The 20,140-nt window shown below is 52.6% G+C and carries 19 protein-coding genes and 1 tRNA gene; 10 read left to right on the top strand and 10 right to left on the bottom strand.

What is annotated here, in order from left to right:
* Positions 1-16: 16 nt before the first annotated feature.
* On the top strand, positions 17-2,350 hold the full coding sequence (gene purL, locus OO731_RS06320; RefSeq protein ID WP_264890091.1) for a phosphoribosylformylglycinamidine synthase subunit PurL: 2,334 nt from the start codon (positions 17-19) through the stop codon (positions 2,348-2,350).
* Here purL and OO731_RS06325 read toward each other — a convergent pair.
* Entirely contained in the window at positions 2,347-3,009 is a 663-nt protein-coding gene (locus tag OO731_RS06325; protein ID WP_264890092.1) for an Abi family protein, read from the bottom strand. The two genes, purL and OO731_RS06325, sit on opposite strands and share 4 nt — an antisense overlap.
* Before the next feature lie 121 nt (positions 3,010-3,130).
* Between OO731_RS06325 and OO731_RS06330 the strand changes: the two genes are divergently transcribed.
* On the top strand, positions 3,131-3,865 hold the full coding sequence (locus OO731_RS06330; RefSeq protein ID WP_264890093.1) for a DUF4145 domain-containing protein: 735 nt from the start codon (positions 3,131-3,133) through the stop codon (positions 3,863-3,865).
* An 812-nt stretch (positions 3,866-4,677) separates the two neighbouring features.
* On the top strand, positions 4,678-4,944 hold the full coding sequence (locus tag OO731_RS06335) for a hypothetical protein (protein WP_264890094.1): 267 nt from the start codon (positions 4,678-4,680) through the stop codon (positions 4,942-4,944).
* 4 nt (positions 4,945-4,948) lie between these two features.
* On the opposite strand, the gene OO731_RS06340 is transcribed toward OO731_RS06335, so the two are convergent.
* The 4 genes from OO731_RS06340 to OO731_RS06355 all read right to left on the bottom strand — a co-directional run bounded on the left by OO731_RS06340 (position 4,949) and on the right by OO731_RS06355 (position 10,871).
* Entirely contained in the window at positions 4,949-6,271 is a 1,323-nt protein-coding gene (locus OO731_RS06340) for a Sau3AI family type II restriction endonuclease (protein WP_264890095.1), read from the bottom strand.
* A 13-nt stretch (positions 6,272-6,284) separates the two neighbouring features.
* Positions 6,285-7,541, bottom strand: a complete 1,257-nt coding sequence (gene dcm / locus OO731_RS06345) for a DNA (cytosine-5-)-methyltransferase (RefSeq protein WP_264890096.1) — start codon at positions 7,539-7,541, stop codon at positions 6,285-6,287.
* A gap of 140 nt (positions 7,542-7,681) precedes the next feature.
* Positions 7,682-10,582, bottom strand: coding sequence for a hypothetical protein (locus OO731_RS06350; RefSeq protein ID WP_264890097.1), 2,901 nt, complete (start codon positions 10,580-10,582; stop codon positions 7,682-7,684).
* A 215-nt stretch (positions 10,583-10,797) separates the two neighbouring features.
* Positions 10,798-10,871, bottom strand: a tRNA-Pro gene (locus tag OO731_RS06355).
* Positions 10,872-10,969: 98 nt separating this feature from the next.
* Here OO731_RS06355 and OO731_RS06360 point away from each other — a divergent pair.
* The 5 genes from OO731_RS06360 (at position 10,970) to OO731_RS06380 (ending at position 14,092) form a co-directional block, all read left to right on the top strand.
* Positions 10,970-11,185, top strand: coding sequence for a hypothetical protein (locus tag OO731_RS06360; protein ID WP_264890098.1), 216 nt, complete (start codon positions 10,970-10,972; stop codon positions 11,183-11,185).
* A 9-nt stretch (positions 11,186-11,194) separates the two neighbouring features.
* Entirely contained in the window at positions 11,195-11,470 is a 276-nt protein-coding gene (locus tag OO731_RS06365; RefSeq protein WP_264890099.1) for a hypothetical protein, read from the top strand.
* A 128-nt stretch (positions 11,471-11,598) separates the two neighbouring features.
* Positions 11,599-12,444 (top strand): ABC transporter substrate-binding protein, encoded by an 846-nt coding sequence (locus OO731_RS06370; protein WP_264890100.1) that lies wholly within the window; start codon positions 11,599-11,601, stop codon positions 12,442-12,444.
* Between the two features lie 5 nt (positions 12,445-12,449).
* Positions 12,450-13,307 carry an amino acid ABC transporter permease gene (locus OO731_RS06375; RefSeq protein ID WP_264890101.1) on the top strand — a complete coding sequence of 286 codons (858 nt, stop codon included), beginning with the start codon at positions 12,450-12,452 and terminating at the stop codon, positions 13,305-13,307.
* Positions 13,304-14,092 (top strand): amino acid ABC transporter ATP-binding protein, encoded by a 789-nt coding sequence (locus OO731_RS06380; RefSeq protein WP_264890102.1) that lies wholly within the window; start codon positions 13,304-13,306, stop codon positions 14,090-14,092. The genes OO731_RS06375 and OO731_RS06380 overlap by 4 nt, the downstream gene beginning before the upstream one ends.
* An 8-nt stretch (positions 14,093-14,100) precedes the next feature.
* Here OO731_RS06380 and ahcY read toward each other — a convergent pair whose 3' ends face one another.
* From ahcY to OO731_RS06400, 4 genes are all read right to left on the bottom strand, one after another.
* A complete protein-coding gene (ahcY, locus tag OO731_RS06385; RefSeq protein ID WP_264890103.1) occupies positions 14,101-15,576 on the bottom strand; it encodes an adenosylhomocysteinase in 1,476 nt (491 codons plus the stop codon).
* An 83-nt stretch (positions 15,577-15,659) separates the two neighbouring features.
* Positions 15,660-16,331: a hypothetical protein gene (locus tag OO731_RS06390; protein ID WP_264890104.1), complete on the bottom strand. Its 672-nt coding sequence runs from the start codon at positions 16,329-16,331 to the stop codon at positions 15,660-15,662.
* A 27-nt stretch (positions 16,332-16,358) separates the two neighbouring features.
* Positions 16,359-16,997, bottom strand: coding sequence for an NYN domain-containing protein (locus OO731_RS06395; RefSeq protein WP_264890105.1), 639 nt, complete (start codon positions 16,995-16,997; stop codon positions 16,359-16,361).
* A gap of 83 nt (positions 16,998-17,080) precedes the next feature.
* Positions 17,081-18,025 carry a hypothetical protein gene (locus tag OO731_RS06400; protein ID WP_264890106.1) on the bottom strand — a complete coding sequence of 315 codons (945 nt, stop codon included), beginning with the start codon at positions 18,023-18,025 and terminating at the stop codon, positions 17,081-17,083.
* Between the two features lie 151 nt (positions 18,026-18,176).
* Here OO731_RS06400 and OO731_RS06405 point away from each other — a divergent pair, with 151 nt between their 5' ends.
* Positions 18,177-18,752, top strand: coding sequence for a TIGR00645 family protein (locus OO731_RS06405; RefSeq protein ID WP_264890107.1), 576 nt, complete (start codon positions 18,177-18,179; stop codon positions 18,750-18,752).
* Between the two features lie 33 nt (positions 18,753-18,785).
* The gene (locus OO731_RS06410; RefSeq protein ID WP_264890108.1) at positions 18,786-19,535 is read left to right on the top strand and encodes an inositol monophosphatase family protein; all 750 of its coding nucleotides are present in this window, start codon (positions 18,786-18,788) and stop codon (positions 19,533-19,535) included.
* A gap of 15 nt (positions 19,536-19,550) precedes the next feature.
* Here OO731_RS06410 and OO731_RS06415 read toward each other — a convergent pair whose 3' ends face one another.
* Positions 19,551-20,135 carry a hypothetical protein gene (locus tag OO731_RS06415; RefSeq protein WP_264890109.1) on the bottom strand — a complete coding sequence of 195 codons (585 nt, stop codon included), beginning with the start codon at positions 20,133-20,135 and terminating at the stop codon, positions 19,551-19,553.
* Positions 20,136-20,140 lie beyond the last annotated feature (5 nt).

The following is a 20,140-nucleotide window of genomic DNA, read 5'->3' on the forward strand; positions in this document are numbered from 1 at the left end:
GCAAAGGCTCATAAACATGGCACTTTTCAAAAAGAAGAAAACTTTCGTTCCTTCAGGCGTTGACACCACCGCCGAGGCAGCGATCACCCCAGACAAGCACCAGCCTTGGCTTGAGCTTGGTCTAAAGGCCGATGAGTACGCGCGCATCCGTGAAATTTTGGGCCGCCGCCCATCATCATCAGAGCTTGCCATGTACTCAGTTATGTGGTCTGAGCACTGCTCTTATAAGTCATCAAAGATCTACCTTCGTCAGTTTGGCGAGAAGGTCACCGATGAAATGAAGAAAGACCTGATGGTCGGCATGGGCGAGAACGCCGGTGTGGTTGACGTCGGCGAGGGCTGGGCTGTGACCTTCAAGGTTGAGTCGCACAACCACCCTTCATACATTGAGCCTTTCCAGGGTGCAGCAACCGGTGTCGGCGGTATCGTCCGTGACATTTTGACCATGGGTGCACGCCCTATCGCGGTTATGGACCAACTACGATTTGGTGCACCTACCGACCCAGATACCGCACGCGTGGTTCACGGTGTGGTTGACGGCATCAGCTTCTATGGCAACTGCTTGGGTCTGCCAAACATCGGTGGCGAGACCTACTTTGACAAGGTTTACCAGGGCAACCCACTGGTCAACGCACTGAGCGTTGGTGCTCTGCGCCACGAAGACCTCAAGCTTGCCAAGGCTTCAAACCCTGGCGACCTTGTAATTCTGTTCGGTGCTCGCACCGGTGCTGACGGCATCGGCGGAGTATCGGTGTTGGCATCTGAGACCTTTGACTCAACCGGCCCGGCCAAGCGCCCAGCGGTTCAGGTTGGCGACCCATTTGCCGAGAAGGTTTTGATCGAGTGCTGCCTTGAGCTTTACAAGGCTCAGGTTGTTGCCGGTATTCAGGACCTTGGTGGTGCCGGTATTAGCTGTGCAACATCAGAGCTTGCCTCAAACGGTGGCGCCGGTATGCGCGTGCAGCTACAGAGCGTTTTGAAGCGCGATGAGTCTCTAACCCCAGAAGAAATTCTGATGTCAGAGTCGCAGGAGCGCATGATGGGCATCGTGCCGAAGAAGCACCTAAAGGCTTTTGAGGCAATCGTGAACAAGTGGGAGGTTGAGTACTCGGTAATCGGTGAGGTTATCAACGAGGACCGCCTTTACATCAACTGGGGTGAAGAAGAGATCGTCAACGTGCCACCGCGCACCGTTGCTCACGACGGCCCAGTTTATGAGCGCCCAGTTGCCTACCCGGCATACCAGGATGCCCTAAACGCCAACACCGTTCACGTTGCAGCTGGCAATGGCCACGGCCTTCACCGCCACAACGACAACTCATACGAGCTTGCAACCCAGTTGGTTCAGGTAATCACCAGCCCTAACCAGGCTGACAAGAGCTGGATCACCAACCAGTACGACCGCTATGTTGGAGGTAACACTGCGTTGGCTCAGCCAGATGACTCGGGCATGGTTCGTGTTTCTGAAGAATCAGGTTTGGGCATCTCAATTGCCACCGATGCCAACGGCCGCTACTGCTACCTAGACCCATACCAGGGTGCCAAGTTGGCTTTGGCTGAGGCTTACCGCAACGTTGCAGTTGGCGGTGCCACCCCTAAGGCGGTTACCAACTGTTTGAACTTTGGTTCACCAGAGAACCCAGAGGTTATGTGGCAGTTCAAGCAGGCAACTGCAGGTTTGGCTGACGGCTGTCTTGAGCTGGGTATTCCGGTTACCGGCGGTAACGTCTCGTTCTACAACCAGACCGGCGATGTTGCTATTCACCCAACCCCTGTGGTTGGTGTGCTTGGTGTCATCGATGACGTTGCGCGCCGCATTCCTAGCGGATGGCAGGACGAGGGCAACAACATCTACCTACTTGGTGTTACCAAGGATGAACTTGATGGCTCAGTTTGGTCTGAGGTAATTCACGGCCACCTTGGCGGCCGCCCACCAGTGGTTGACCTAGCTTTTGAAAAGCAGCTGGCCGAGGCCATTGCTGCTGCCAGTGAGCAGGGTTTGATTGCCTCAGCACACGACCTTTCAGAGGGTGGCTTGGCTCAGGCTTTGGTCGAGAGCGTGCTGCGATTCAACATGGGTGCCCGTGTTTGGCTTGGCGAGATCATGGAGCGCGACGGCGTTGACCGCACCGCAGCTCTGTTCTCAGAGTCAACCGGTCGTGTAATTGTTTCGGTTGGTCGCGAAGACGACGTCAAGTTTGTTGGTCTATGTGAGGCCCGCGGTATTCCGGTGCTGCGCATTGGTGTTACCGACAACAGCGGCAAGTTTGAAGTTCAAGAACTTGCTACCTGGCAGCTAAGTGACCTGCGCGGTGCGCACGAGGCTACTTTGCCAGAGTTGTTTGGCTAGGGCCTGCGTTTCAATATGTCATCAACTCGGCTTTTGTGAGCCAACCACTCAGAAAACGCCGGGTCTATGAACAGCGCAACTGTTTTTATTTTTTGATGCATCATCTGAAGGTCTAAATTCCAAATTCGGTGATGATGGCCAATTCTGTTTCTGAAGTTTCGAACTTCGTTCAATAGACAAGCAAGGTCTTTGGAACTGCGGCTTGGCAACCCTATAAATCCACCCGCAAGGTCTGGCCAGTATTTTTTGGTTTTATTGGCGATCATGAGAGTCCAAAAATTGAACGACAGTTCAGAGAGCATCTGTTCCCCTGTGAGCTCCTTGCCATTCTGATGAACTCTACGCTTCGCCGCCTCTAAGTCCTTACCTAAACGACTATTGAGTTGAATCAAATTTTGACTCTCACCTATAAGCCAGTGTTGCTCGTTGCCTACAGCTAATCTGCGGGCAGTCATCTGGCGGTCAATAGTATTTCTTAGTCCAACCTCTAGGTAGGCTAGTAGCTCCCAGAATCCCGCTGATATTTCGTTATTCCAGGCGTAGAGAGCCCTGGCCCTATTTTTATCTCCGTCAAATTCCTTTAGATAATGGGCCATTCTGGCGGTCGCAAAATGACGCTCGTAAAACTCCCACTCTGGAGATTGACTGGTGTCGGTCACTTCTGTTAGCCTTTCAATGAATACCCCGGAACCGTCCCTGTAATGCGAAAGCATCGATCAAACGGCCGGGGTTTTGCTGTTAATTTAGGAATCGAAAACCATGCCGGAGAGAAATTAATCCATGAATAATAACGCCAATACGCCTTCTCCCAAGGGAAGTTGGGCCCCTGGATTGAACAAGCAATCTTTTGAATGCCCCCGCTGCGGAAGTTTCGCTCAACAGACTTGGTTCACCGCCTTTCTAGAATCACAAGAAGGAATAAACAAGTTTTCTGCGCAGGCCGTTGATGAGGAGTTTACGTTAGAAAACTCCACCCGATCTAGTTATGTGAAACCCAATAAGACTCAATGGAGATTTTCCAAATGCTTGGCATGCAGTAAGAAAAGTGCCTGGCGAGGCAGTGACTTGGTATTTCCAAATTCAACGCCAATTCCCCTGGGGTCGCCAGACCTTCCATTCGAAGCCGCTAATTTGTATGAAGAAGCGAGGCAAGTTTATCGAGTTTCAAAAAGGGCATCGGCCGCGTTAGCTAGAGCTGCACTCGAGGTACTTCTATACGAACTTGTCCCAAAGGTTGACGGCAAGAATCGTTTGTACGATTTGATAGAGCGGGCAGAGGTTTCCCTGTCATCCGATACCTGCCAGATATTGAACATAATTCGAAAATTGGGAAATAATGTTCTACACCCAGATGACCGAAACCCAGAAATTGTGGCTCTGTATCTTTCGGAAGAAACCACCGATATGGCGGAACTCCTTTTCAACACTATTAATCGTGTTGTTGACGAGTTAGTCACTAAACCAAGACTCTCGCAAGAACTTCTTAGAAAACTCGCCCCCCCCCCAGCAATTTGACTAGCTAATTAGAGCGCTCCAGCGGAGTTATCTGCTGCTGAAGCGTGCCCCCCCTGTTCCCTGATTTTATAGTCAATCGGTCTTTTGACTGTTTCGATTATTTTTAGAATTGCGCGAATCATACTTGTCATTGAGAGGGCTCCGCATTTCCACTCCGCAATTAGTTATTACTGGAAACAGCGGCAAGTTTGCGATTCAAGGCGTTGCTGAAAGACAGCTAAGTGACATGAGCGGTGAACGACGCCAATCCTCCACCGTAATTTCGCTGGTCTAACGGCCCGAGATTTGAAAGCGCCCAGGTAATGTTGCCGAGTCCTTTTTCAAGGGGCGATCGCGTTCCCCTTGTGTTGAACCAAAAAGTTCATCGCCGGCCACCTCCTCGTATTTCGGGAATTTACATGCAGGTAGGGAGACGGGCTAATTGCGGGTGGCTATTCAGAGCAAGCCACTTCCTAATCCTCGGTTCAGCAGCTTATCCAAGAAAAGCCAAGTAAATTGCAGCTGGGTTTCGTAAGTGGAAATTACCGTTGGATTGAGGCAGTCTAATTGAGTCTTTTGATTGTGTAGCTTTCTGTTTTCGGCTCTGGACGCCAACTACTTGCCTCTATCGCGGCTATTCGTTTGGCACCCCATTTAGTCATAGTTACACCAGACTTTGTCCTACCCTCCCGTTCTATTTGCCAAAACCAACCGCCCTCTATTGGTCTGATGGTTACAGTGATGTCACTCATTCTGTTATTTCCTTTGATTCGAACAATCAGGTTTGCATATTCCCTGCAGGCACCGCAATCCGAAAGCCCAAATTTCTGCCTTTGAAATATTTTGATGCCGATGCCTTCCACCCAAAACACGGAATCGTGATGGAGGTCGAGGCGGGCCGCGCGGTCGCCAACTATCAGTTCTTGAAGGACCTTTTCCAGGCATGCATGATGCAAGAGGCGAAGTATTTAGTAATTTCTGTGAGAAATAACTACAGGGGCAACTCAGATTTCAACAGCGTTATAAATTTCTTTGAAACTCTGTACGCTTCATCTCGCCTTCAGCTGCCACTTCACGCAATCACAATCATCGGGTACTAAATAATCAGCTGCTCCGTTTGCCAATAATCATCTGGATGTAACCAGCGTTGAGCCAGAAACACTGCCTAACCCGCTCTTTCCCCTGTGGAGTTAGGAGGGTGTCCTTTCCATCACGGGCCTTGGGACGAACATGCGCAATCGGACTCTCAGTGATTCTTGGTAAGTCAAAAGCATCGATAGCCACACGTTTCTTGGTGTCCTCCCACACGCGCTTGGCCTCAAGGCGATCTTCATAGGGCATGTTCCAATAAAAGACCTTGGAAAGCACCTCCTGACCGTCTTCGCCTTCCTGAAAGACAACAAATAGAAACTTACTTTCGAGCTTCTCGAAAAAGTTAGACTCCTCCCAAGCTTGATCGAGGATACCCATGAAACTGAAGCCTGGAAAAGACATGGATTCACGTGGCCTGCCCGTTTTTGTGAGACGAATAGTCTTCATCTCGACGCCAGCTCTAAGAAGTTCGGGAATTGAGCTTCCGCCGCTAGCCAGAACTCTCACAGCTAACTCCCGAAGATAACCCTTGTGGTTTGCTCCGGACTTATAAAAATCGAAAATACGGGCTAGCTCGCTAACACTTTTGCCCAAATAAGCTTCAAACTTTTCGAATGTGGCTTCTTCAAATGTCTTGTTTCTCAAGTCAAGCACTGGCTCTGCGTTTACATGATGGGCTATCAAACCATTTACGTAGGCAGGCTTGAATGAGAATGCCCGTGACTTTGCCCCAATTTTAGAAAATGGTTGACGTCGCAGGGTTTCGCCGGGCCCCCCGGGGCCCTTTCGGCATGCACCGAGATAAAAGGTGTCTCCTTCCGAAAGCTCATGTGCTTTCCCCTGGCGAACCTTTTGCTGGATAAACTCCCAGTCTCTTTTGATGGCGGCAATATCGTGTAATTCCATTCGGTACAGGAATGGTGCGAGGACAAACCTCTGTTGGATGCTTGATATGTCTTTCTCATAAAGATAGAAGAGTATGAGCATCAATCTACATTTTGTGAATAACACAGATGTAGACCACTGTTCATCGACGATGGCGAGGTAATTTATCATCGTCAGCACCAGGCGTTCTTTTGCCTGCAGCGTGCCATCTGCACGTTTTTTCAATCCGGTGGTCTTGAGCTCAAGCCCTGCTAAAGGGAAATCTACATTCGATGTCGTCGGGGGCAGTTCAAAAAAATGGGCCTCAACCAATCCACCTAAATCGCCACGATTCTGAGCATTGACAACCTCTCTAGGAAGAGTTACAACCTCGTTGAGAGTCTTGCCCGTAAGAAGTTCTGCAAATCTAACTATGGATTCCACAGAGGCTTTATCATACTTTTCGGTCATTGCCCACCTGCACCTAGCTACCGCTTGTTTGCTTTTGGTCATCGGCGAGCACGTAGCCCACTTTTTCAATGAGCCCAACTACGAGCGCGTTTCCCATAAAAAAGGCTCTTCGAACGTCGCTTACTTTGTTTCCGTCGCGGCCTTTAGCAGTCCAGTTGTCGGGAAAGCCATTTAGGCGTTCCAACTCAATAGGTGTCAGTCGGCGATAGCCATTCTCTGCTGCAATTATGTGCTTGAACCGAGACGGCGAGGTACCACCCTCACCCGTGAGAATTGTGCGACTCGGGTTTGTGAGAAGGTCGGGGAAGGCCATCTTCCCCTCAGCGTAGTTATAGGTTGCGCCACTTCCTTTATGAGTCCGCTCGATAGTCTTGGCCCCCTTGAGATATTCCCATTCTGAAATTCTTTCGGAATCGACGAAGTACTCTGGTGCAACTGCTGAATCGGCTTGCACAATGTCACCAAGAGTCTGTTTGTTCCCTGTGTGAGCCACCGAAGTCTTGAACGTTTTAGCCTCTCCGGCAAAGTAGACACCAGCATTAAGAAATGGTGATTTCTTCCCGCCGTTGTTAAAGTTTCGAGAAATGACATCTGCGCCATCGCGGAGTTCGAACCTTGATTCTTCTTCGGTCACTGGAGAAACCGGCAATGCCCTGGCTAGCACTCCTGATTTTGTGACATACTCCTTTGCATCCACTGGTTTAGCGTCGGTCTTTTTCGCAATGATGAAAACGCGAATTCGGCGTTGTGGGAAACCATAGTCCGATGCGCTGACCACCCGCCACTCGATTAGGTAACCCTCGTCGCCCAAAGTCTTGAGCATGATTGCAAAGTCACGCCCCCTCTGTGAAGAGGGCGACTTCAAAAGGCGGTCTACGTTTTCTAGAAATATAAATTTAGGTTTTGCTTGGCGAACCAGCCGGAGAATTTCCCACCAGAGGACTCCTTTTTTGCCTTCCAACCCCTTGGAAGAATTGAGAGACTTAGCCACTGAATAGTCCTGGCAAGGGAATCCACCTACCAGCAAATCAACGTTAGGTATTTCTTTGACAGTTGCGATGTCCTCGTTGGAATGACCCTCAGCACCAAAATTGGCAACGTAGACGTCAGACGCATGCTGGGTCTTGGTGGAGGGCTCCCACTGGTTCGAAAAAACAGTTTTCCAGCCAGCGGCCGCTAACCCGATGCGGAACCCACCGACGCCCGCGAATAGCTCAGCGACATTGCCAACTGGGTTCTGTGGCTCGCAAAAATTCGGTTCTTTTGTCATAGGTCCTGTCTCCTTCAAAGATCCTACGTCACTAGCCCGACAATCCTTGGGATCGACTCCAGCTTTGTCTGCCGGGCTCCCTAAAAAGAAGAAAACCCCGCCCTCTGGGGGGAGAGAGCGGGGCGGTCTTCATCGGGGAATTACTTGGTTGGCAACGTCCAAGTTGCTGCCTTGTACTGCCTGGTCACAGCATCGGCCAAAACATAAACGCTTACCTTCTTTGAGTCGCTGGTTACAGCGGTGATGTTCATGTTGCGGGCTGCTTGCTGCGTGCCGGTGTATGAGCTGGCGGTAATGGTGATTGCCTGGCCGGTTGTAACTACACCGGTTGACAGGCTGATCGATACGGCAGCCCAGCTCTGGTTTGATGTACCAGAAACGCTTCCACTTCTAATGCCAGTGATGGTTCCGCTTGAAAGCTGGCCAATAGCTGCAATGGTGCTGTAGCTGGCAAACTTGGCGTTGCTAGGTGCTGAGGCAGCCGAGTAGGTAATGTTCTTACCCTTTACAGCCTTGCCCTTGGCATCAACGGTCATGATGAACTTCATTCCAGGGCCAGACTGCATCGATCCCACACTGCTGGTTAGAACAACCCAGGTGTTAGCCGACTTACCCGGCACTGCCGAGAACCCGGTTACATCTGCCGGAATCACCGATGTTGAAGGCAGGCTTGAAGCCAACTTTTTGCCGGCACCCGAGATTGAAAGAACCTCACGCTTGGCAATAGCCGCACCTGAACCAAACTGGCAGTAGCTGTTTGAACCAACCACGGTCTTGGCATAAGTGGTGGCCACCGCCAACAGCGCTGCGGTCTTGGTGGTAGCTGCCTTGTTGGCACCCATCGATACCGCAACACAGCCGTAGGTGCTGCTGGTGTAGTTGGTGATCTGGGCCGAGGTCTTAACCAGCGGGCTGGTGCTTGATGCAGCAACGGTCGCCAGAATGGTGCGGTTTGGTTTGGTCATGTCCATCGGGTTCATGCAATCAACACGCACAAATGGGGCCGACATTGCCGATGAAGTCAGCAACAGGTTGCCAGCGGTGTAACCAGAGCCAGCAGCAGCGGTACAGAATGCTGACAATTTGGCTTGGGTGATTTCTTGAGTCTTCATTCCGCTAGCCGAATTGAGTGAGCCCCACTTGACCACGTTGTTGAACTCGGCATTTCGGTACAGCACAGCAAAACCGGTGCCCTTGGTGCCGATCCAACCAACAGAGTTGAGTGAAGTTGCACCAGTAATCACAAGCTTTCCGCTGCCGGCAAACTTGGTGTTTGCACCGGCCGCAGTGTTGTTGACCACGGTCACAGTGCCGGCAACTGCTGAGCCGTAGAAGACATCTCCGTTGGCTCCGGCAAATGAACGCGAGGTATCGGTGACCGAAATCGCAGCGTTCATGGTCTTGATAGTTGGTGCGGTCACCTTGATTGTGGTTGAACCTGATGGCGCAGCCATTTCTGGTGTAACCATGACCGGTGGGGTGTAACCGCCGCCTCCGCCAGCAACAGTGGTGTGTGCCACAGCTGCCGATTCTGGGCCTTCACCCTCAAAGCTTGAAGACGCCAAAACCTTGACGTTGTAGGCAGTTGACTGACTCAACGCATACATAAAGCACTTCTGGCCCCCAGCGCGGTTGGTCTCGGTTAGGTATCCGGTGAACGCCACAGTGCCTGCGGTTGTGTACGCGCGGCAGGTGTAGCTGGTGGCTCCAACTGCTTGATCAACATTCACTGCGATGGTGTTGAAGGTACTGCTGGTTGTGTCAACGGTAAAGGTTGGTGCCGCCGGACCACAGTCGCGAGCCACCGAAGTCACGCCATCGGTGTTGTCAACAATCGTGAGTCTTGGAGCGTAAACGGCGTTGGCAATTGGGCGCTGAACATAGACATTTCCGAGGACCTTCACGCCCTGAGTGTCGGCCGGCATTAAGTTGTACTGACCACCCTCGGTGCCGGTTACAGTTGCACCCGAGACCTCGGTGTAATTGGTGTCTGGCAACCCGATGGTCTGAGAGAAAGTCAGCGTAGAGGTGGTTGGTGACCAGGTGTAGTCGGCATCGATCGCATCAATCTCGGTCACACCGGTGCCATCGATGTCTGCAGTCACACCGTTGAAGTTGTGAACACCATCGGTGGTTAGCGTCACGCGACCACCAGTAATGCTGTAGCCAAGAACCTTGGCAACACCCGGCAGAGTCTCAGTTAGGTATTCCTCACCCACAGGTAGGTGACGAACAGCCATATTTGGGTCAGCGTAGCTGTTGGTGCCGTCGTTATCGGTGGTTAGAGGCTGACCGTCTGCGGTCACTTCGATTGAGGTTCTGAAAGCACTGCCGACAGTCAAGTCACGAGCCAAACACAGACCCTTGTTGGTCTCAAACATGACGTTGGTGTCTGATGCGGTGGCTGTGTAGCTGGTCAGATCGGCAGCTTCAAAGGTGGCCTGGCTGTTTGCACGATACCCAGGTGTATCAGAGGCAAGGCCGTCAACTGCACTAGGCATACCAAAGGTTGGTGCCACCGAGAATGTCACATTTTCAGTGGTGTTGTTGGTTAGGCGTGCGTTCCAGTATGGGTTTATGTACTTCGCACCAGCGCCACCACCACAGGTCTTCATGGCTTCTGTCCAAGAAATTTGCGCAGTCTGAGGCATGGTTACGCCATAGCAGGACTGGTCTCCGGTGATGTACCAGTTGAACTGAACGTTCTGCGGGGTGAGGGTGGTGGTTAGGTTTGGAGAGAAGGTTAGAACGTCGTCAACGGCAAGGTCGGTGACCAGGGTTGAACCGTTAGAGCGGGTATCAAGATACGCGGCCACGTAAACGCTCACGGTCTCGCCTGGGCGAATCACAGATACGGCACCGTTATTGATGTTGCGGTTTACGCGAACGTTGTAGGTGACGGCAGACTCGGCGGCCTGCGCTGGGGCGGCGGTGATTGCAACTACGCCGGTAAGGGTTAAGGCAAGCGTTGCCGCGACGGCGGCTACGCGCTTTGATGCAAATTTAAATGCTTTGGCTTGGCTTTTGAACAAACTACTCACAACACTTTCTAGTAACTTTGCCAACGCCTCTGGGCGGGGCACTTTGTGAGCCTATGGCAGCGCTAGTTTTGGGTTGCTAGATAGTGGTTGGTTTCAAAGACAATGGTCTTGACAAATGTCGTGCTGAGCGCATTTTTGGGTTTAATTATTTGTTATTCTTCGCCGGATAGGTGGACAGCCACCTATCCGGTCTTTCGTGAACTTTGTTTCTAAAGTCGGGCTGACAGGATTTGAACCTGCGACCCCTTGTCCCCCAGACAAGTGCGCTACCAAGCTGCGCTACAACCCGTTGATCACTTTTCGTTTAACAACTAAGAAATAGTACGAAAAACTAAGGCATCTTGAAACGTGACCTTCATTGTCAGAGGGTGACCCTAATCTTTGGCCATGACTGAAAAACCATTGGGCTGCTTAGCCATGCTGTTTGGTATTGGGGCAAATCGACCAAACCAGACGCCGCCGACCCGCCAAAGCACAGAACCTACCGACGGCGGCATGAGCGAAGGTGACATACACTCGGGGCCGGGAGGCTATGAGGGCATGGGCTATTCCGGTGGTTACGCTGCCGATTACTACGGTGACGATGAAGGCGGAGAGCGCTAAATTAGCCTCATGAATAAGAGTTTGAAGAAACTGCGCCAGCGCACCAAGTTCTTTGGATACCTTCTATTTGGTTCCATTGGCATAAGCATTATTGCGTTCATCGCCCAAGTGATCTTGCAGCTCAACGGCTCAGGCTCAACCGACACCGCCATGGCCTTCTGGATCTCGGTTGCCGGATTCTTTAGCAGCCTCTGGGCTTATGCCGGAGGAATCTGGCTGACCTCAAGTTTCTTCTTGTGGTCGACCGAGGCAATCATCGATGCCATGGGCAAGAAGGCCGAATAGCCCCTGAGTAACAGAGGGTAAAGAAGTTTGCCAAGGTCGGTGGCTGCCGGCAGAGTTGTCTCAAAGGAATTCATTGGCACAAACCAGAATTCACCACTTACGAACACAATTCATTAAGGGAGCATCGCATGTCATCATCAAAGCGTTTCAAGACCGGGCTAGTTGCCCTGGCCACCGCCACCGCACTTCTACTTGCCGGCTGCGCATCAGCCACTCCAACCCCATCTGAGTCACCAGACGCACTGCAGACCCTAACCGCTGGCAAGCTGACCATCGGCACCGGCGAGCCTGCCTATGAGCCATGGGTTGTTGGCGACGCCCCTGAGTCTGGCGAGGGCTTTGAAGCTGCAGTTGCTTATGCAGTTGCCGAAGAGCTTGGCTTTGCAGCCAGCGATGTTGTGTGGGTTCGCACCACTTTTGACGAGGCAATTGCCCCGGGCCTAAAGAACTTTGACTTTAACCTTCAGCAGTATTCAATCACCGATGAGCGCAAGGCTGCCGTGGACTTCTCGAGCCCATACTACGAGACCACCCAGACTGTGATCACCGTTGAGGGTTCAGCTGCTGCCAGCGCAACCACCGTTGCCGAGCTAAAGGGCCTTCAGATTGGTGCCGCCACCGGAACCACCAGCTTTGCTGCCATTGAGTCAGTGATCAAGCCAACCGCAGGCGCCAAGGCCTTCAACTCAAACGATGACGCCAAGGCTGCTCTAGAGGCCGGCCAGATTGACGCACTTGTTGTTGACCTTCCAACGGCGCTTTACCTAACCGCAGTTGAGCTAACCGGCGGCAAGATTGTTGGCCAGCTTTCAGGTGCTGCCGTGGGCGACCAGTTTGGGCTAGTGCTAGACAAAGACAGCCCATTGACCGCCGCTGTTACCGCTGCCGTTGACCGCCTGCGCGCCAACGGCAAGTTGCAAGAGCTAGCCGACAAGTGGCTGGCAGATTATGCCGGAGCACCTGTGCTTAAGTAGTACCTATGACCAGCCAATACCAGCCCTCCGAGGCTGAACTTGCACGACGGGTTTATCGCGCCAGCAAAAAGCGCCGTTCAACCCTGGTGTCATTTATCAGCACCCTGGTTTTTGCCTCGGTGGCCTGGTTTGCGCTGGTCAACACACCCGGATGGGAGCGAGTCTCAACCTCGTTCTTCGACTGGAACACCGCAGTCGCAGCCTTCCCTCGAGTCATCGAGGGACTCTGGCTAAACCTTCGGGTGCTGGTATTTGCGGTTATCGGTGTGCTGATTTTTGGCCTTCTGCTGGCCATCCTGCGCACACTGCGCAACCCGGTGTTTTTTCCGCTGCGCATCTTTGCCCGCGGTTACGTTGACTTCTTTAGAGGTCTGCCGCTGATCATTGTGCTCTACATCGTTGGCTTCGGAATCCCTGGTTTACGCCTTGAATTCTTGGGGCGCATTCCGGCCGAGGTGCTGGGCACGGTTGCCCTGATTCTCACCTACTCGGCCTATGTGTCTGAGGTGTTTAGAGCGGGCATCGAGAGCATTCACCCATCGCAGCGTTTGGCCGCCAGATCACTCGGCCTCAGCTATTCAAAGACTATGCGCCTGGTGGTTTTGCCACAGGCGGTTAGGCGCGTTGCCCCGCCACTGATGAACGACTTTGTGGCGCTGCAAAAAGACGTTGGCCTGATATCGATTCTTGGTGCAGTTGATGCTGTTCGCGGCGCCCAGATTGAGGTGGCCAAGTACGCCAACTTCACGCCTTATGTTGTTGCCGGTCTGTTGTTTGTTTTGCTGGCAATTCCATCGGTGCGCTTTGCCGACCGGATTAGCCAAAAGTATGCTCAGCGAGAGCAAGCCGGGAGTGCCCTGTGACCTCAGAAAACCTGAACCAGCCTGATGCCCATAGCCAGATTGACTGGTCAAACCCTCGGCTAAAAGTGCGCAATTTGCGTAAGCAATATGACGAGCGCGTGATTTTGAACGGTGTTGACCTCGAAATTTATCCGGGTCAAATTGTGGCCCTGATTGGGTCTTCGGGCTCGGGCAAATCAACCATGCTGCGCTGCATCAACCTGATTGAAGAAATCAGTGATGGGCAAATTTGGCTTGAGGGGCGCGACATCAGTGTGGCCGGCATTGACCAAGATGAAGTGCGCCGCGATGTTGGCATGGTTTTTCAGTCATACAACCTATTTGCGCACCTAAGCATTCTGGACAACATCACGCTGGCCCTGCGCCACGTTCAGGGCAAGACCAAAGCTGAGGCAGATGCAATTGCTATGCAGTGGCTCTCGCGAATTGGCCTAGCCGATAAGGCAAGTTCTTTTCCGGACAAACTCTCGGGTGGCCAGCAGCAGCGCACGGCAATTGTTCGGGCCGTGGCTCTAAACCCAAAGCTGTTGCTGCTTGATGAGGTAACCAGCGCCCTTGACCCTGAGCTGGTTGGCGAGGTACTTGAGCTGATTCGCGACCTAAAGAACTCGGGCACCACCATCATCATGGCAACTCACGAAATGTCTTTTGCCCGCGATGTTGCCGACTGGGTGGTCTTTTTAGATCAGGGCGCGATTGTTGAAGAGGGCGAGGCCGCGGAGTTTTTTGCCAACCCAAAGCAGCAGCGCACTAAAGAGTTTTTGACCCGCCTGCAGATTTTGTAATTCGCGGTTTAGTAGCGGTATTGGTCGGGCTTGTATGGGCCCTCAACCGGCACCGAAATATAGCCAGCCTGGCGCTCACTTAGTTTGGTCAGCGATACCCCAAGGGCAGGCAGGTGCAATCGCGCCACCTTTTCATCGGCCAGCTTGCCAATTAGGTGAACCCGCGGTTCAAGATTGGCAGCGTTCTGCGCCAACTCAATCTGGGCCATGGCCTGATTGGTAAAAGACGCGCTCATCACAAAACTCGGATGCCCCGTTGCGTTGCCAAGGTTCATTACGCGACCTTCGCTGAGCACCAAAATTGAGCGGCCGTTTGGCAGACTCCACTGGTCAACCAGCGGTTTGATCTGAATCTTCTGGGCACCTTCGAGTGCTTCGAGACCGTGCATGTCGATCTCGTTATCGAAGTGGCCAACGTTGGCCAAAATGGCCAGGTTCTTGAGCTTCAAAAAGTGCTCCGGCCTAACAATGTCAATGTTTCCGGTGGCGGTGATCACAAAGTCCAGCTGCTCAATTACCTCTTCGAGCTGGGCAACCTGATAGCCGTCCATGGCCGCCTGAAGTGCGCAAATCGGGTCAATTTCACCGATGATTACCCTGGCACCCTGGCCTGCCAGCGCCTCGGCGCAACCCTTGCCAACGTCTCCGTAGCCGGCAACAAAGGCAACTTTTCCACCGATAAGGACATCGGTTGCGCGGTTTAGGCCGTCGACCAGCGAGTGACGAATGCCGTATTTATTGTCGAACTTTGATTTGGTGACGGCGTCGTTGACGTTGATCACCGGAAACTTGAGCTCACCCTTGCGCGAGAGTTCTTCAAGGCGCTGAATGCCGGTGGTGGTTTCTTCACTGGCACCGATTACCTGGCTAACCAGGGTGGCAAAGCGGTTCGGGTTTTTGCTTTGCGAGGCGGCAAGTAGTTCGCGCACAATTTCGTGCTCAGACTCAATCCATGAATTTTGCCTATGCAAAACCCCAGACTTTTCAAACTCAATGCCTTGGTGCACTAGGTAGATTAGGTCGCCGCCATCATCGATAATGCTGGTTGGCCCCGGGTGGGTGTTGCCATCGGCGTCTGGGTAATTTGACCAATCCAGAATCTGGTCGAGGCACCACCAAAACTCTTTTGAACTCTCGCCCTTCCAGCCAAAGACTGAAATTCCGGCCGGAGACTCAGAGGTTCCGCTGCCGACAACCAGTGCAGCGGCAGCTTCATCCTGGCTAGAAAAAATGTTGCAGCTGGCCAAGCGCACGCGGGCACCCAGGGCCACCAGTGTCTCGACCAAAACTGCGGTTTGTACGGTGATTGACAGCGATACCGAAATGCGGGCACCGGCTAGAGGCTGGCTTTGGGCGTATTCGGCACGGATGGCCATGAGGCCTGGCATCTCGTTTTGGGCCAGGCTAATTTGGTGGCGGCCGGTCTGGGCCAGGGCAAGATCTGCGATTGAAAAGTTTGTTGAAGTAATGCCGCGGTGACTCACGGTGAATCCTCTCTAGAGGACCCCCGGCCCTCATGTTCAGTCTGTCATGAGAGCGCGGGGAACCCGAGAAATGAGTCGTTTGGTTACTGAAGGTTAAAGAAGTAGTACTTGTCTTCCCAGGCGCTTGGAATCAGAACCATTTGGCTTGGGTCTTTCGAGATGTCCAACTGCACGTAAAGGCTGCCCGAGTCGCTGAACCCAGGCATGATTGCAATGTCACCTAGGTCATCCGAGACTGTTGGCCCAAAGATGCCCTGAGAAACCAGTTTTCCGCCGGCCACTACACCGACTTCAGCAATGTATGGCTCCTCGGTTTCGTCACCCATGTTGGTGGCTGTGACGTTGAATTGAACCCAGCGGGTTGTGGCCTCTGGGTCCGGAATGCCGTCGTAGTTATCGTCGTATGTACAGCCGTCGTTAAACATGTTTTCTGAACAGACGTACCAAGATGCATCGTCAACGTACTCGTTGAAAGTGAACTTGAAATTTCCGATCTTTAGAGATGTTCCAACTGGCACAGGTCGCTTTGCGCTGCCAAGCGCGGGTGCGGTGGAGGTGAGTTTCCAAACCTTCTTCTTGCCCGACTTTACGCAGGTGTAAGTTTTTAGGCCTACGGTTGATTTTTTGTTTAGCGTTGTGCACTTACCGCCGGCTTTAACAGTTGCAGCTTCTGTTGCGCCTATCCCCGATGAAAGGACTAGACCCAGTGCCAAAGCAATTGCACCGACACTTTTACCGACTGTCATTGTTGCCATTTCGATACCCCCATATCGTTCAGTTAACTAAATAGTAGAGCCAAATTGGAACTTAGACACCAACTCAGCGCTGAGCCTTATTTGCCCCTGACTTGCTCTTACGAGAGTTGCGTAAACAGGCCTCAAGTACGCCACCGTCGAGACGATTCGAATTGTGATCCAAGGGCATTCTTGGGTTACAAATTGGACGGCTGGCAGGAAGTCTGAGTCCGCGCTAAACAAGAGAATCTCTTCGTATTTGCCGTTCAAGGCACCTTTGACTAGTTCTGTAGCCAAAGCAACATCTGTCTGCTTCTCTTGATGTTTCCAGAATTTGGTCTCGCAATGTGGACAATTTTGAGACTGGCTCCTAAATTCGCCAAGGACAACCTCTACCCCGGATGATCGAAGTTCGGCCAAATATTTATGCTGGGCTTCCTTGACTGAGTTGCCAAGATGTCTGATTTTTGCTGTGAAATATTGGACTCGCACTTCTGAAATTCCGTGCCCATCAGCAATGAATTTCGAAAGGGCCATCAGATCGATTTTTAGAAGATCCTCGTCCAAATCGCGAAGCGCATGAAAAATGTTGAGTCCGTCAACACAAACCAACATGCGGGGCATTAGAACCTCGTTAAGTAAAAAACCCGGCGGATATACCGCCGGGGGGGATTGGGTGTGAGCCAATCGCAATACGGCTAAGTTATCAAAGTCTTATTCAGAACTCAATAACTTTGGCCAGTGGAAACCAACCTGTGTAAAACCCGCACTTAGCTCTGGTGCAGCAGGCTCAACTCTGCGTGCTGAGCAAGGCTCTTGAGTCCAACTGCCTTGAGCAAAGGTACCGCTGACTCAAGTGTGCCCCGCGCATCACTTGACCCGTTGCGCAGTTGATGTTGACCCAGGCTGTAGAGAGCTTTAGCAGCGGTCTCGCGCTTTTCTTTTACGTCGTTGTCCTCGATGAGGGTTTTGAGTAGGTCGTCGGCAATTTCGTTATTGCCGAGTTCTGAATGGATGTTAGCCAGCTCAATCTGGCTCTCTCTTTGCCCTTGAAGATCGTTAGAAAATTCGGCGATGCGCATGGCGTCTTGAGCGTGACCAATGGCTACATGAAGATCGCCGAGCTTGCGCTCAACAAACGCCAGCTTGTACTTGGTCAAAATGATGTGCTCGGTGCGCCCGTGGGCTTCAAGCAACGGAACTGCAAGGGTCAGGTTTTCGCGAGACTCGGCATAGCGCATGCGGCTTGCCAATAGTGCGCCAAGGTCAAAGAGGGCCTGGCCCTGAAAGTATTCGTGGCCAGCCTCAGCAAACCCGTTGATAGCTTTTCGGTAGGCAGCCTCTTGCAGCCCCTCCTGCAATGTGGTGCGGTAGCAATCGGCCAAGTGCCACTGCATAAAGGCGTAGTCAAGTGAATTGGCAATGACGTCGGCAAACTCAATAGCCTCGAGGATGGCCTCGATGGCTTCTTCATCGCGCGCAGAATCGTGAAGGGCAAGGCTCTTGAGTCGGGTTGCCTCCACCCACAAGCTTGAACCGCGCTCGTCAGCCAGGGCATCGATCAAACCGCCGGCAACTGCAACGGCATCGTCATGCTCGTTGTTGTCCCACAGATAAAACGCCAGGTCAAACATGGCCTTGTGGCGGTTTGGATTGTTCAAGTCTGTGGAGCGCTTCCACAGCTTGGTTAACGCTTTGTCTTCAATAGATGACATGTGATTCCCCCTAATCTCATTTAAGCCCCCCCCCCCCCCTGAAAATCAAGTTGAGCGACTCGCGACCAACGTAGTGGGTGCCTCTGACAAAATGACTGCCAAATTTCGCGAAGGCTAGGATATGTGGAGCGAAAAGAACGGAATTCAACCTATGAGCAAGCTCTCAAACGTCATCGAACGCAGCATCTTTTGGTCACGCTGGCTACTAGCGCCGCTATACCTAGGGCTCATCGGTGTATTGGCCGTACTGGCCTACAAGTTTGTTGTTGAGTTCATTGCCATGGTGCAAAACGTGATGCTGCACGATGACCACAGTTTTGTACTTGATCTGTTGGCGCTGCTTGACCTGGTGCTGATGGCCAACCTGATTTTGATTGTGCTGTTTGCGGGCTACGAGAACTTTGTTTCGAAGATTGAGGTTGCTGAGCGCTCGGTCGACCGCCCTTACTGGATGGGGTCGGTTGACTTCTCTGGTTTGAAGATCAAGCTGATCGGCTCGTTGGTGGCCATCTCAGTTATCGAGCTGCTGAAGGACTTTGTTGAGCTGGCCGAAGACACCCATGCCGAGGTTGGCCAGGGCACGATTTGGCGCATCATCATTCACCTGACCTTTGTGGTTTCTGGTGTGCTGTTTGCGGTGATGGACTGGATTAGCGATAACCGCGTGATTCGCAAGCACGAAAGCGCGATGGCTCACGGCAGTGCGGGCAGTTCGGCCAACATCTAATTAGGCGTCAACCCTCAAAGGTAAAATATTGAGATGAACCCTGATTATTTAGAAGAGCTGCTTGGTTGCGCTTTGACAGCAGCCAACGCTGGCGCCGCCGAACTTTTGAAGCGCTTTGGCGGACCGCTTGATATTCAGTCCAAGACCTCTGCCGAAGACAAAGTCACCGATGCCGATCTGGCCTCAGAAAATGTGGTTCGCGGCGTAATTGCGGAGCTGCGCCCAAACGACACCATCAGTGGTGAAGAACTTGCCGAGCAGGTAGGTGCCAACGCGGCGGTGCGCTGGAGCATTGACCCGCTCGACGGAACGGTCAACTACACCCGCGGTATTCCATACTTTGCCACCTCAGTTGGCGCGCAAGACCTAACCACAGGCCTGTGGGTTGCCGGCGCGGTTGTGGCGCCCGCCCTAAACACCACCTACTACGCAAAACGCGGCGGTGGCGCCTGGGTTATTCGCAACGGCGTAACCACCCAGATTTTTGGCCCGCCAAAAGACCGGATGACCAAAATCTTGGCCACCGGCTTTTCATACTCAGCCGTTGAGCGCGCTGCTCAGTTTGAAAAACTTGACCAGATGATGCCTGAGTTTGTTGACATTCGCCGCATGGGATCAGCAGCGCTGGATGCCTGTATGGTTGCTGACGGCACGGTTGATGTTTATTACGAGAAGCACATCAAAGAACACGACTGGGCAGCTGCCCTGTTGATTGCAGAAGAAGCCGGCCAGACCGTCAAGCGCCCAGATTACGTTGGCGACTTTGGCTCAGTTAACCTCTAGCCAAGCCGGCGAACTCTAGCCAAGCCTAAAAGCGCGCTTGACCGGGTACTCAAGGTACTCGGCCATAAACTCAAGCCGTTCGTCGCGCCAAGCGTAATCGCGCGCCACTTTGGCCAGCGCTGCCCAGAAAAATACGTTCAAAAGATCCACACTGATGTGGGTCATCGAATCACCCGGAAAAGCCTTACCAATCATCCGGCGCAACAAAGTCGGAACATCACTCAAGCCGTATCGGTGCAGCGCAGCGCGAACCTGAAACTCAAGCTCACGAGCACGGCGCGGGTTCCAGAGCGGGTTACCGCCCGAGCCATCTCCCATGCGCCCGTATTCATCGGTGGGTAAATGCAGCAGGATGTGGGCCACGGTTGCGTGCCGAACATGCGCGCCATCGAGCAAATCAAATAGCGGCGCAAACGAGTCAATCTCGTAACCGCACTTACGTAAATCTAGAACATCGGGGTAGTACGGAAACTTATAAAAAGGTATGTGCTTGACGATTGGGCCCGATTTGCGAACCGCAACTTTGCCCTTGACCTCGCCGCCCCAGGTTTGAACGGCTTCATCGGGCTCGCCCGCGCCTTGCCACTCTTCTGGATTCATAGGGT

The organism is Rhodoluna sp. KAS3 (genome assembly GCF_026000575.1).
In the GTDB taxonomy this organism is placed as follows: domain Bacteria; phylum Actinomycetota; class Actinomycetes; order Actinomycetales; family Microbacteriaceae; genus Rhodoluna.

Bases quoted from the DNA above. Each gene is read 5' to 3' on its own strand.
- OO731_RS06410 (WP_264890108.1), top strand. From the start codon at position 18,786: ATGAACCCTGATTATTTAGAAGAGCTGCTTGGTTGCGCTTTGACAGCA.
- OO731_RS06400 (WP_264890106.1), bottom strand. From the start codon at position 18,025: ATGTCATCTATTGAAGACAAAGCGTTAACCAAGCTGTGGAAGCGCTCC.
- OO731_RS06405 (WP_264890107.1), top strand. From the start codon at position 18,177: ATGAGCAAGCTCTCAAACGTCATCGAACGCAGCATCTTTTGGTCACGC.
- dcm (WP_264890096.1), bottom strand. From the start codon at position 7,541: ATGACAAAAGAACCGAATTTTTGCGAGCCACAGAACCCAGTTGGCAAT.
- OO731_RS06365 (WP_264890099.1), top strand. From the start codon at position 11,195: ATGAATAAGAGTTTGAAGAAACTGCGCCAGCGCACCAAGTTCTTTGGA.
- OO731_RS06375 (WP_264890101.1), top strand. From the start codon at position 12,450: ATGACCAGCCAATACCAGCCCTCCGAGGCTGAACTTGCACGACGGGTT.
- OO731_RS06370 (WP_264890100.1), top strand. From the start codon at position 11,599: ATGTCATCATCAAAGCGTTTCAAGACCGGGCTAGTTGCCCTGGCCACC.
- OO731_RS06415 (WP_264890109.1), bottom strand. From the start codon at position 20,135: ATGAATCCAGAAGAGTGGCAAGGCGCGGGCGAGCCCGATGAAGCCGTT.
- purL (WP_264890091.1), top strand. From the start codon at position 17: ATGGCACTTTTCAAAAAGAAGAAAACTTTCGTTCCTTCAGGCGTTGAC.
- OO731_RS06390 (WP_264890104.1), bottom strand. From the start codon at position 16,331: ATGGCAACAATGACAGTCGGTAAAAGTGTCGGTGCAATTGCTTTGGCA.
- OO731_RS06330 (WP_264890093.1), top strand. From the start codon at position 3,131: ATGAATAATAACGCCAATACGCCTTCTCCCAAGGGAAGTTGGGCCCCT.
- OO731_RS06360 (WP_264890098.1), top strand. From the start codon at position 10,970: ATGACTGAAAAACCATTGGGCTGCTTAGCCATGCTGTTTGGTATTGGG.
- OO731_RS06340 (WP_264890095.1), bottom strand. From the start codon at position 6,271: ATGACCGAAAAGTATGATAAAGCCTCTGTGGAATCCATAGTTAGATTT.